Genomic DNA, 12,025 nt, shown 5'->3' with positions numbered 1-12,025 from the left:
GTCCTTCATATGCGGAAAGGACCGCGCCGTCCTAACGGCTACGGGTTCTCCCTTTCCTGGCTTCTTCGGGCAGCCACGGGCAAGACAACGGGAAGCTCGATCAAGTCCGGCTCCAGCCGAGCGAGCATCCTGCAATCCTGCCCCATGACCGTCCATGGGCGGCTCCGGATAGCCCTCTGCGGTCCGGAACCCGGTCGGCCGATTGACCGGCCAGCTTTACGCATGACGCCGGAAACCGCGGTTTCCGGAACGCGCCCTGCGCGGAGAAGAATTCCTTTTCAGCACCGATGCACCGGACCATCCGATGCGCCAATGCGCGACCGGCGGGCCCCTACGGGAGCCCGCCGGTCAATTCGTCAGCGACGCAGACCGAGCTTGTCGATCAGCGTCTGGTAGCGCGCGTCGTCCTTGCGCTTGAGATAGTCAAGCAGGCTGCGGCGCTGGGAGACCAGAGCAAGCAGACCACGGCGGGAATGGTTATCCTTCTTGTGATCCTTGAAGTGCTCGGTCAGGTTCTTGATGCGCTCGGAAAGGATGGCAACCTGGACTTCCGGGGATCCGGTGTCGCCCTTGGCGGTTGCGAATTCAGTCATCAATTCCTTCTTGCGATCGGCAGTGATCGACATCGTGCTTTTCCTTATCTGTTGGAGGAAACGGGACGCCCACAGCCGGGATGTCGTCCAGCAGGGGCCAGTGCAAGCGACGCGTCAGGGCGCGAAGCTGCGGCGCATATAGTGCAATTCCGGAAAAAACACCAGCCCAATTGTCAAGCCGGCTTGTCGCAGGTTCTGGTTGCGAAAAGGACGGATATCAAAGGTCACAGCCACTTCTTCCATTTGAAGAATGCAATCAAACCGGCGGCGACCAGCGCCATGAACACCAACGCCGCCGGATAGCCGTAATAGGCCTTCAGCTCCGGCATGTTCCAGGGCGAGCTTTGCGGATCGAAATTCATACCCCAGACGCCGACCAGGAAGGTCAGCGGCATGAAGATCACCGAGACGATCGTCAGATAGGAAATGACGTCGTTGGTGCGGGCCTGGGTCAGCGACACATGCATCTCGATCAGGCCGGTAAGCATGTCGCGCTGGTTCTCGACCAGCTCGATCAGGCGCAGCGAATGGTCGAGCGTGTCGTTGAAGAAGATCTTGGTCTCCGCCTTCACGAACGGCACGTCGTTGCGGATCAGCGTCGCCAGCGCGTCGCGCATCGGCCACAGCACGCCCTTGAGAACGTTAGCGTCACGCCTCAGCTCGTGCAGCTGCCGCATCTGGTGCTTGTGCGGCTTGTTCAGCATCTCGTCCTCGATGCCGTCGACCGTTTCGCTCGCCGCCTCGATGGGCGGGAAATAACTGTCAACGATGGCATCGATCAGCGCGTAAGCGAGATAATCGGCGCCGCGCGAGCGCAGCCGGTTGGGCATCGCGCCGGCAATGCGCTTGCGCACCGGATCGAAGGGATCGCCCTCGCGCTCCTGGAAGGTCACGACGAAATTGCCGCCGAAGAACAGCGCGACCTGCTCGTAGCGATGCGAGGTGACATCGTCGATCATGCGCATGACGACGAAGGCATGGTCCTCGTAGAAATCCACCTTGGGCCGCTGGCCGGTGTTGACGACATCCTCCAGCGCCAGCGGATGCAGGTGGAAGATGCGGCCGATCTCCTCGATCAGCGGTATGTTGGCAAGCCCGGTGCAATCCAGCCAGACCACAGGCCATTTCTCGCAATGGGCGTTGAGGTCGTCGATCGATGCATTGTCGATGGTTTCGTATTTCCGAGGCGAGATCAGCGTCAGCCGAAGCTCGCTGCGCTGCGCCGCGGGATCGGCGATAAGCGTGCCGGGCGACGCGCCGACCGGAGGCCGGCGGGTTTTCGACGGCGCCCTTTTCCTGCCGGTGTCAGCCTTTGCCATGAGTTCCCTAGAGCATTTCACCGTTTCACGGAAACGGTGAAATGCTCTATCTCCTTGTTTTTACGCAATCCGGGCGGAAAACCGCTCACACTTTTCCTGGAATTGCTCTAGACTCTCGCGCTCAGCCGGAGATTAAAGCGATTCCAGGAGAAGTGTGCAGCGGTTTTCCGTCCGGGACTGCACAAACAACAAAGACTTGCATCGGAATCACCCGGCAAAGACCCGCTTGGGCTTGAACATGCCCTGCTCGATGGCGCCGATGGCAACGAGCTTGCCGCGCGCGGTGGCGCAGGCCTCCTCGGCCTCGACGGGCGCATCGCGGCCACGAATGATGACGGGATTGCCAAGGCGGATCTTGGTCGCAGCGTCGTCGCTGACGGCGACCTGCGGCAGGCAGTCGAGCGCCACCGCCGTTTCGACGAGCAGCGCATCGATGGCGCTGAAATCGACCGGGATCGCGGCTTCGTCCGGGCCAGCTTCCGTCCTGCCGCCGAAGCGGGCCGCTTCCAGCTCGGCTACCGTGACGAAATCCTCCGGCGTGAACGGCTCGACCTCGACACGGCGCAATTCGGCGATATGGCCGAAGCAGCCAAGGTCGCGACCCATGTCGCGAGCCAGCGAGCGCACGTAGGTGCCCTTGCCGCATTCGACCTCGAAGACGGTTTTGTCGGTGCCATGCTCGACGATATCCAAACGGCCGATCTCGATTTCCCGCGCGGGTATCTCGACCGTCTCGCCGTCGCGGGCGAGGTCGTAGGCACGCTCGCCGGCGATCTTGATGGCCGAAAATTGCGGCGGCGTCTGCATGATGACGCCGATGTATTTGGGCAGCAGCGCCCGCAGCTCGGCCTCGGTCGGACGACGGTCGGAGCTGTTGGTCACGGGACCTTCGAGATCGTCGGTCGAGCGTTCTTCGCCCCAGGCGACGGTGAAGCGGTAGACCTTGGCGCCGTCCTGAACATAAGGCACGGTCTTGGTCGCCTCGCCGAGCGCGATCGGCAGCATGCCCGAGGCGAGCGGATCGAGCGTGCCGGCATGGCCGGCCTTTTCGGCCTGGAACAGCCATTTGATCTTTGACACGGCCTCGGTCGAGCCCATGCCCACCGGCTTGTCCAGCACCACCCAGCCGGAGACCGGCCGCCCCTTCTTCTTGCCGCGACGCGCCAATCTAGTCCTCGTCCTTGTCGTTGTTCTTGCCGTCGCCGAGATCGCGCGCGACTTCGGGCGATTTCAGCAGTTCATTGATCTTCGCGAAATTGTCGAAGGAGGTATCGAGCCGGAAGCGAAATTCCGGCATGTACTTCATCTGCCTCAACGCGCCGGAAACACGGCCGCGGATGAACTTCGCATGCCTGTTGAGCGCCTCGACCACGGCGTTGTCATCGCCCGCGCCAAGCGGCGAGACGAAGGCGGTGGCGATCTTGAGATCGGGCGACATGCGCACCTCGGAGACCGAGACGACGCTGTTCTCGATCACTGGATCGATGATCTCGCCGCGCTGCAAGGTCTCGGAAAGGGCATGGCGCACCTGCTCGCCGACGCGCAGCATGCGCTGGGAGGGGCCTGACTGTGTCGAACGGGACATGTTTCTTCGGTCCTGAAATCGTGGAGCGCGGGATGGGACCACGCCCCATGTCTCAAAATGCATGAGTGGTGTGGGCGGCAGCCTCGCGGCCGCCGCCCGTTTCATTCCGGCAAGTATAGCCGAATTTAGAGCGTCCTGCTCACCATCTCGACGCGGAAGCACTCGATGACGTCACCGACGCGCATGTCCTCGTAGTTCTGGAAGGCCATGCCGCACTCCTGGCCGGCCGGCACTTCCGCAACCTCGTCCTTGAAGCGCTTCAGCGTCTTCAGCGTGCCTTCGTGGACGACGACGTTGTCGCGGATCAGGCGCACGCCCGCGCCACGCTCGACCTTGCCCTCGGTGACGCGGCAGCCGGCGATCTTGCCGACCTTCGAGATGTCGAAGATCTCCAGGATCTCGGCATTGCCGATGAAGGTCTCGCGCCGCTCCGGAGAAAGCATGCCGGAAAGGGCGGCCTTCACGTCGTCGACAAGGTTGTAGATGATCGAGTAGTAGCGGATCTCGATGCCCGCGGCAGCAGCCGCAGTGCGCGCCTGCGCGTTGGCGCGGACGTTGAAGCCGATGATCGCGGCACCCGACGTCTCGGCCAGCGAGACGTCGCTCTCGGTGATGCCGCCGGCGCCCGAATGGACGATCCGCACCCTCACCTCGTCGTTGCCGAGCTTTTCGAGAGCGGCATTGATCGCCTCGATGGAGCCCTGCACGTCGCCCTTGATGACCAGCGGAAACTCCTTCAGTCCGCTCGTCTGCAACTGCGACATCATCTGCTCGAGCGAACCGCGCTGGCCGGCATGCTTGGCAACCGCCTTGTCGCGGGCCAGGCGCTGGCGATATTCGGTGATCTCGCGGGCGCGGGCCTCGTTGTTGACGACGGCGAAGCGGTCGCCGGCCAGCGGCGTGCCCTGAAGGCCGAGCACCTCGACCGGCATCGCGGGGGGCGCTTCCGGAACGTGATCGCCGCGGTCGTTCACCAGCGCGCGCACGCGGCCCCACTCATTGCCGGCGACGATGATGTCGCCCGGCATCAGCGTGCCGGTCTGCACCAGGACGGTAGCGACCGAGCCACGGCCCTTGTCGAGCTTGGCCTCGATCACCGCGCCTTCGGCGGTGCGGTCGGGATTGGCCTTGAGGTCGAGGACTTCGGCCTGCAACAGGATCGCCTCGAGCAACTTGTCGATGTTGGTGCCCTTGGTCGCCGAAACCTCGACGTCAAGAACCTCGCCGCCCATCGATTCCACGAACACTTCGTGGCGCAGCAGTTCCGTCCGAACCTTCTGAGGGTCGGCGTCGCGCTTGTCGATCTTGTTGATCGCCACGATGATCGGCACGCCGGCCGCCTTGGCGTGATTGATCGATTCGATCGTCTGCGGCATCACGCTGTCGTCGGCAGCCACCACCAGCACCGCGATGTCGGTGACCTGGGCGCCGCGGGCGCGCATGGCCGTGAAGGCGGCGTGGCCGGGCGTATCGATGAAGGTGATCTTGTGGCCGTCCTTCTCGATCTGATAGGCGCCGATATGCTGGGTGATGCCGCCGGCCTCGCCGGAGACGACATTGGCGTTGCGGATGGCGTCGAGCAGCGAGGTCTTGCCGTGATCGACATGGCCCATGATGGTCACGACCGGCGGGCGCGATACCAGATCTTCAGGCCGGTCGGCGATGTTGAACAATCCTTCCTCGATGTCGGACTCGGCGACACGGCGGACCGTGTGGCCGAATTCGGAAGCCACCAGCTCGGCCGTGTCGGCGTCGATGACGTCGCCCGGCTTCAGGATCTGGCCCTGCTTCATGAAGTACTTGACCACGTCCACGGCGCGTTCGGACATGCGCTGCGCCAGTTCCTGGATGGTGATGGTTTCGGGCAGGATCACTTCGCGCATGACTTTCTCGCGCGGCTCGTTGTGCAGCGCGCGTTTGAACTTCTCCTGGCGGCGGCGCATCGAAGACAGCGAGCGTCCGCGCGCATCGTCATCCGACAGCGCCGAGTTCAGTGTCAGCTTGCCGCGGCGGCGGTCGTCCTCGCCCTTGGCGGGCCTGGCCGGACGAGCCACTTCGGGCGTGGCGAGGCGGCGCGCCGGCGCACTGGCCGCACCACCGGTGCCTGAGCGCCTGGGCTTGGCCTCTTCCTCGTCATCGGCCGTGGCGACGTCGGCGGCCAGCGGTGCGCGGCGGCGAGCCTCTTCCTCGGCGCGGCGCCGGGATTCGGCTTCGGCCTGGAGGCGCGCTTCTTCCTCGGCCTGACGGCGCGCGGATTCCTCGCGCTCGCGCTTGCGGCGTTCTTCCTCCTCGGCGCGGCGCTTGCTCTCTTCCAGAGCACGCTGCCGATCCTCGGCCTCGCGGGCCTTGGACCCTTCCAGCGCCCTGCGGCGCGCTTCCATCTCGCCGCGCGAGAGTTCGTTCAGAACCATGCCGGAACGCTCGGCCGGCGGAGGCGGCGCCTTGGGCGCTTCCTGCACGGCAGGCGCGGCGGCGACAGGAGCAGCGGCGGGCTTGGGCGTGAACACCGACGGCGCCACCGGCTCCGGCTTGTCGCCAGGCAGCGAGAACTTGCGCTTCTTGGTCTCGACCACGACCGACTTGGTGCGGCCATGCGAGAAATTCTGGCGCACGGTGCCCTGCTCAAGGCCGGGGCGCTTCAGCGTCAAGGTCTTCTTCGGCGTAACGCTCAACGTCTTGTCGTCGCCCGATTTCGTATCGTTCATTCCATATCCTCTGCGGCATCATCTTCGTCAGCAACGGCCGCAAGCATTGCCAGATCGTTCGGGGTACCGCCCCGATATCGGTCGAGCGCAACAACGCGCTTCTCAACCGCCAGTCCCGCGTCCTGCGCGAGGACGGCAGCATGTATCACATTTGTGCCCCCCAATGCCAAGCTCAACTCGGCCTCGGAGAAAAGTTTGTAGGCAAGGATGGCCGGACCGCCAAGATGGACGGTTGCCCGCCGCGCCTGACTGATCTTGCGGACGCCATCGTCCGAGGCCTCGGTCGCATGCAGCACCAGCAGCGCCTGCCCGTCGCGCACCGCGCCCTCGACCTTGGCGGCGCCAAGAACGACGGCGCCCGCCTTGCGGGCAAGGCCGAGCATGCCCAGAGCGGATCTGGAGAGCAGCCCGTCGACCATGCCGCCGATATCGGCCGGAACGGTCACCTGTGCCTTGAATGCACGGGCAAACAGGTTCTTCGCCGCTGCCTTGTCGATATGTAGGCGATCGGCGGTGACCCAGCAACCGCGGCCGGGCAGATTTCTCTTGATGTCCGGAACGACGGCCGAATCCGGGCCGACGACGAAGCGGATCAGTTCATCCGCTTCGGCCTGCCTGCGCGTAACGATGCAAGTGCGATCGTTCATCTCGTCCACGGGCTTTGCGATTGGTGGTCACCTCACGCACCGACGGTTTCGCCGGCCGCTGCCTGCTCGGCGGCGAGCTCTTCCTCGGTGATCCAGCCGGCCTTCTTACGGGCGGCAAGCACCATCTGCTCGGCCTCGGCGCGCGAGACGCCGTGGCTGGCGAGCACGCCCGGATAGACCTTGGTCTCACCGTCCTTGCGCTCTTTCCAGCCGATCAGGTCGTCCGCGGCATAGCCGGCGAAGTCCTCGATGGTCTTCACGCCGTCCTCGCCGAGCGTCACCATCATGGCGGTGGTGATGCCGGGGATCTCACGCAACTCGTCCTTGACGCCCAGCGCCTTGCGCTTTTCGTCGTGCTCGGCCTCGATCTTTTCCAGATATTCGCGGGCGCGGGTCTGGATCTCCGAAGCGGTGTCCTCGTCGAAGCCGTCGATCGAGGAGATTTCGCCGGAGTCGACATAGGCGACTTCCTCGACGCTGGTGAAGCCTTCGGAGGCGAGCACCTGGCCGACCATCTCGTCGACGTCGAGAGCTTCCATGAACAGCGCCGAACGCTCGACGAATTCCTTCTGGCGACGCTCGCTCTCCTCCTGTTCGGTCAGGATGTCGATATCCCAGCCGGTGAGCTGCGAGGCGAGCCGCACGTTCTGGCCGCGGCGGCCAATGGCCAGCGACAGCTGGTCGTCCGGCACCACCACCTCGATGCGCTCGGCATCCTCGTCCAGCACCACCTTGGCGACTTCGGCCGGCTGCAGCGCGTTGACGATGAAGGAAGCGGCCGACGGCGACCACGGAATGATGTCGATCTTCTCGCCCTGCAACTCGCCGACCACCGCCTGGACGCGGCTGCCGCGCATGCCGACGCAGGCGCCGACCGGATCGATCGAAGAATCGCGCGAGATGACGGCGATCTTGGCGCGGGAGCCCGGATCGCGGGCGACCGACTTGATCTCGATGATGCCGTCGTAGATTTCCGGCACTTCCATGGTGAAGAGCTTGGCCATGAACTGCGGATGCGTGCGCGACAGGAAGATCTGCGGGCCGCGCTGCTCGCGGCGCACGTCGTAGACATAGGCGCGGACGCGGTCGCCATATTTGTAGTTCTCGCGCGGGATCAGTTCGTCGCGGCGGATGATCGCCTCGCCACGGCCGAGATCGACGATGACATTGCCGTATTCGACGCGCTTGACGGTGCCGTTGACGATTTCGCCGATGCGGTCTTTGTACTCGTCATATTGGCGGTCACGCTCGGCCTCGCGCACCTTCTGCACGATGACCTGCTTGGCCGACTGGGCGGCGATGCGGCCGAAATCCATCGGCGGCAGCTGCTCGGCGATGAAGTCGCCGATCTGGGCGTCGGGATTGCGCTCGCGGGCCGTGGAAAGCGCGATCTGCGTCGCGTAGTCCTCGACCTTATCGACCACTTCCATCAGCCGCTGCAGCTTCATCTCGCCGGTGTTCGGGTTGATGTCCGCGCGGATGTTGGTCTCCTGGCCGTAGCGGGAGCGCGCCGCCTTCTGGATCGCATCGGCCATGGCGGCGATGACGATCTGCTTGTCGATGGACTTTTCACGCGCGACCGCGTCGGCGATCTGCAGCAGTTCAAGCCTGTTGGCGCTTACAACCATTGTCTTTCTCCCGATTTCGCGCCGGGCACGCGGCCCGGCTACTCAATCAACTTTCCTGTTCGGTTTCGTTTTCTTCGTCCGCGCCGGCGTCTTGCGCCTCGCCGCGGCGTTTCCTGGCTTCCTTGCGCGCCCGGTTGTCCTTCGACAGGGCGTCGCGGATGAGATCGTCGGTCAGCACCAGCCGGGCCTCGGCGATCGCGTCGTAGGGCACGCGCACCGTCGGCTCCTCGCCATACGCCGCCTTGTCGCGCTCGACCAGGATGCCGTCGGCGTCGGCCTCGGCGATTTTGCCCTTGAAGCGCTTGCGGTCGTCGATGAGGACCGACGTCTCCAGCTTGACCAAATGGCCGGTCCAGGTGGTGAAATCCGACTTGCGCACCAGCGGCCGGTCGATGCCGGGCGAGGACACTTCGAGATGATACGCCTTTTCGATCGGATCCTCGACATCGAGCGCCGGCGACACCGCGCGGCTGACTTCTTCACAGTCCTCGACGGTCATGGTGCCGTCTTCGCGCTCGGCCATGATCTGCAGCGTCAGCCCGTTCTGGCCGGTCAACTGCACACGCACGAGACGGAAGCCGATCGCCTTGAGCACCGGCTGCACGATCAGCGCAATGCGCGCATCGATGCCGCTTTCGCGGATGATACGGTCGTCGGCCTCGCTTGCCGCTGCAGTCATCGGATCCCTGTCGCTTTTGGCTTCCGGCCGGCGGGTAATAAAAAAGAGCGGGACCGGGTGGACCCACTCTTCGTCATACCGACCAAGAATTTGAGGCTGATATAGACGATTGCCGCCGGTGTTTCAAGCCTGCAGGACGGGGCTTGCTGCGATGTCTATAGTTGTCGCGGCCATCGCTGGGCTGCAAGATCGGATATTCCTTGCGTTCGACCGGGGCGGCCATAACTGTCTCCTTACCGGCAATTCGCGATCTGTAGCGCTAAATGTAATACAGAGGCCGGCCACCACTTATCTCCGTATAAACGTCAGATAAGCCGGCCGGCGTCCCTCGCGGATGGCCTTGGCCTCGTAGCGGGTGCCGGGCCAGCCCGCATAGGGCCGATGCCAATCCGCAGCCTCTCCAGCCTGCCACTCGAACGCGTCGTGAGCGCGGCAGGCAAGCAGCGTCCAGTTCACATAGCTGTCGATGTCGGAGGCGAAGCGGAACCTGCCGCCGGCTTTCAGCACCCGGGCAAAGCGGCCGAGATTGGCGGCGCTGACGAAGCGCCGCTTCCAATGCTTCTTCTTCGGCCACGGATCCGGATAGAGCAGGTCGATGCCGTCGAGCGAGTCTGACGGCAGCCAGTCGAGCAGTCGCGTGGCGTCGTCGTCATAGACCCTGAGATTGGCAAGCGGCGCCTTGCCGAGCGCCGTCATCATCTTGGCCATGCCATTGACGAAGGGCTCGACGCCGATGAAGCCCGTCCCCGGCGCTTCCATGGCGCGATGCAGGAGATGCTCGCCGCCGCCGAAGCCGATTTCCAGCCGCAGCGCCGAAACCTTGGCCTTGAACAAGGTGCTGAGGTCCGCCGGCGCTTGCGCCGTCAGGTCGAGCCGGTATTCGCGCAGGCCGCTTTCGAGGGCGACTGCCTGCTGCGGGCGTATGGTCTTGCCGTGCCGGCGGCCGAAGAATCCTTCGGTCGCCCGGCTCGGCCTGTCCTTTGCGTCCGCTGGCGTCAGGCGGCTACGGCGTCCTTGAGCGCCTTGGCGAGATCGGTCTTCTCCCAGGAGAAGGAGCCGTCGCGGCCGGCCTTGCGGCCGAAATGGCCGTAGGACGAGGTTTTTGCGTAGATCGGCTTGTTCAAATCGAGATGACGGCGGATGCCCGACGGCGACAGGTCCATGACCTTGCGCAGCGCCTCCTCGAGCTTCGCTTCCTCGACCTTGCCGGTGCCGTGCAGGTCGACATAGACCGACAGCGGCTGGGCGACGCCGATGGCATAGGAAAGCTGGATGGTGCAGCGGTCGGCAAGCTTGGCCGCCACCACATTCTTGGCCAGGTAGCGGGCCGCATAGGCCGCCGAACGGTCGACCTTGGTGGTGTCCTTGCCCGAGAAGGCGCCGCCGCCATGCGGTGCCGCGCCGCCATAGGTGTCGACGATGATCTTGCGGCCGGTGAGGCCGGCATCGCCGTCAGGCCCGCCGATGACGAACTTGCCGGTCGGGTTGATGTACCAGTTGCAGTCGTCGGCGATCTTCAGGTCGCCAAGCGCCTCGCGGATATAGGGCTCGACCACCTTGCGGACCTTCTTGGAGTCCCAGCTCGCATCGAGATGCTGGGTGGAGAGCACGATCTGCGTGACTTCGGCGGCCTTGCCGTCGGCATAGCGCACGGTGACCTGGCTCTTGGCGTCCGGGCCGAGCTTGCCGGCATCGCCATTGCCTTCATGGCGCGCTGCCGCCAGCAATTCGAGAATCTTGTGGCTGTAGTAAATCGGCGCCGGCATCAGATCGGGCGTCTCACGGCAGGCGTAGCCGAACATGATGCCCTGGTCGCCTGCGCCTTCCTCGCCCTGGCGGTCCGCGGCGTTGTCGACGCCCTGGCCGATGTCGGGCGACTGGCCATGCAGCAGCACGTCGATCTTGGCGGTCTTCCAATGGAAGCCGGACTGCTCGTAGCCGATCTCGCGGATCGCCTTGCGGGCAACGGACTTGAACTTGGCCGGATTGACCACCGGATGGCCGGATGCATCCTTGAGGACGTTGCCCGCCTTGTCCTTCTTCAAAAGCGTGTCGGGGACGCGGACCTCGCCGGCGATGACGACACGGTTGGTGGTGGCCAGCGTCTCGCAGGCGACGCGCACCTTCCACGGATCCATGCCCGTCTTCTTGGCTTCGCGATAGACCAGATCGACGATCTCGTCGGAGATACGGTCACAGACTTTGTCGGGATGACCCTCGGAGACGGATTCCGAGGTGAAGAGATAATTCTGCCGCGTCACGGGTGTCCCCTCTTGAAAAAAGATCGGCAGGCCTGCCGATTTTGGCGCGCCACGTGTTAGCGGTGCCGGGCGCCGCTCGTCAAGCGGCGCGACGGATCTGGCATGAATGTAAGGCAAGGTCGGCTATGCCACCGGCGGCAGGGTGCCGCCGGTGGCATAGGTAAAAGTCAATCGGCGTCGTCGGCGGAGAGCGCCTTGACCAGATCGATGATCCGGCGGCGCACCTTGACGTCGCCGATCTTGACGAAAGCCCTGTTGAGCTGAAGCCCTTCAGGACTGCCGCAGAATTCGATGGCGAAGGCCATCGAGGAGTCTTCGGCAAATCCCCGATTGCCGCCGCCGGTCTCCTCGCCGGGGGCATCCTCGAAGAAGAAGGCGACGGGAACGCTCAGGATGGAGGCGATCGCCTGCAGACGGCTGGCGCCAACCCTGTTCGTGCCCTTCTCGTACTTCTGGATCTGCTGAAAGGTGATGCCAAGATTTTCACCCAGCTTTTCCTGGCTCATTCCAAGCATATTTCGACGTAGCCGGATGCGACTCCCGACATGGATGTCGATCGGATTCGGCTTCTTCTTGTTCTCTTCTGTCATTTTTTCCTCGCCGAATTT

Annotated in this window: 11 protein-coding genes; all 11 read right to left on the bottom strand. The window is 64.1% G+C overall.

Annotated features, from left to right (window positions below):
• Positions 1-356: 356 nt before the first annotated feature.
• Positions 357-626, bottom strand: a complete 270-nt coding sequence (gene rpsO / locus MJ8_RS04150; RefSeq protein ID WP_027165894.1) for a 30S ribosomal protein S15 — start codon at positions 624-626, stop codon at positions 357-359.
• Positions 627-817: 191 nt separating this feature from the next.
• The gene (gene corA / locus MJ8_RS04145; RefSeq protein ID WP_201413217.1) at positions 818-1,912 is read right to left on the bottom strand and encodes a magnesium/cobalt transporter CorA; all 1,095 of its coding nucleotides are present in this window, start codon (positions 1,910-1,912) and stop codon (positions 818-820) included.
• A 207-nt stretch (positions 1,913-2,119) separates the two neighbouring features.
• Complete coding sequence (gene truB, locus MJ8_RS04140) at positions 2,120-3,079, bottom strand: tRNA pseudouridine(55) synthase TruB (RefSeq protein WP_201413216.1); 960 nt, start codon at positions 3,077-3,079, stop codon at positions 2,120-2,122.
• Position 3,080: 1 nt separating this feature from the next.
• On the bottom strand, positions 3,081-3,497 hold the full coding sequence (gene rbfA / locus MJ8_RS04135; protein ID WP_201413215.1) for a 30S ribosome-binding factor RbfA: 417 nt from the start codon (positions 3,495-3,497) through the stop codon (positions 3,081-3,083).
• A 125-nt stretch (positions 3,498-3,622) separates the two neighbouring features.
• The gene (gene infB / locus MJ8_RS04130) at positions 3,623-6,202 is read right to left on the bottom strand and encodes a translation initiation factor IF-2 (RefSeq protein WP_201413214.1); all 2,580 of its coding nucleotides are present in this window, start codon (positions 6,200-6,202) and stop codon (positions 3,623-3,625) included.
• Positions 6,199-6,849 (bottom strand): RNA-binding protein, encoded by a 651-nt coding sequence (locus MJ8_RS04125; RefSeq protein WP_201415294.1) that lies wholly within the window; start codon positions 6,847-6,849, stop codon positions 6,199-6,201. Before MJ8_RS04125 ends, infB begins: the two co-directional genes overlap by 4 nt.
• Positions 6,850-6,881: 32 nt before the next feature.
• Positions 6,882-8,477, bottom strand: a complete 1,596-nt coding sequence (nusA, locus tag MJ8_RS04120) for a transcription termination factor NusA (protein WP_201413213.1) — start codon at positions 8,475-8,477, stop codon at positions 6,882-6,884.
• 46 nt (positions 8,478-8,523) lie between these two features.
• The gene (gene rimP / locus MJ8_RS04115; protein WP_201413212.1) at positions 8,524-9,156 is read right to left on the bottom strand and encodes a ribosome maturation factor RimP; all 633 of its coding nucleotides are present in this window, start codon (positions 9,154-9,156) and stop codon (positions 8,524-8,526) included.
• 288 nt (positions 9,157-9,444) lie between these two features.
• Positions 9,445-10,155, bottom strand: a complete 711-nt coding sequence (trmB, locus tag MJ8_RS04110) for a tRNA (guanine(46)-N(7))-methyltransferase TrmB (protein WP_201415293.1) — start codon at positions 10,153-10,155, stop codon at positions 9,445-9,447.
• Positions 10,152-11,417 carry a methionine adenosyltransferase gene (metK, locus tag MJ8_RS04105; RefSeq protein ID WP_201413211.1) on the bottom strand — a complete coding sequence of 422 codons (1,266 nt, stop codon included), beginning with the start codon at positions 11,415-11,417 and terminating at the stop codon, positions 10,152-10,154. Before metK ends, trmB begins: the two co-directional genes overlap by 4 nt.
• Positions 11,418-11,584: 167 nt before the next feature.
• Positions 11,585-12,007, bottom strand: a complete 423-nt coding sequence (locus MJ8_RS04100; RefSeq protein ID WP_040985949.1) for a helix-turn-helix domain-containing protein — start codon at positions 12,005-12,007, stop codon at positions 11,585-11,587.
• Between the last annotated feature and the right edge of the window lie 18 nt (positions 12,008-12,025).

Source organism: Mesorhizobium sp. J8 (genome assembly GCF_016591715.1).
Lineage (GTDB): Bacteria > Pseudomonadota > Alphaproteobacteria > Rhizobiales > Rhizobiaceae > Mesorhizobium.
The sequence above is the reverse complement of the archived record's forward strand: the minus strand, read 5'-3'. Positions and strand labels throughout refer to the sequence as shown.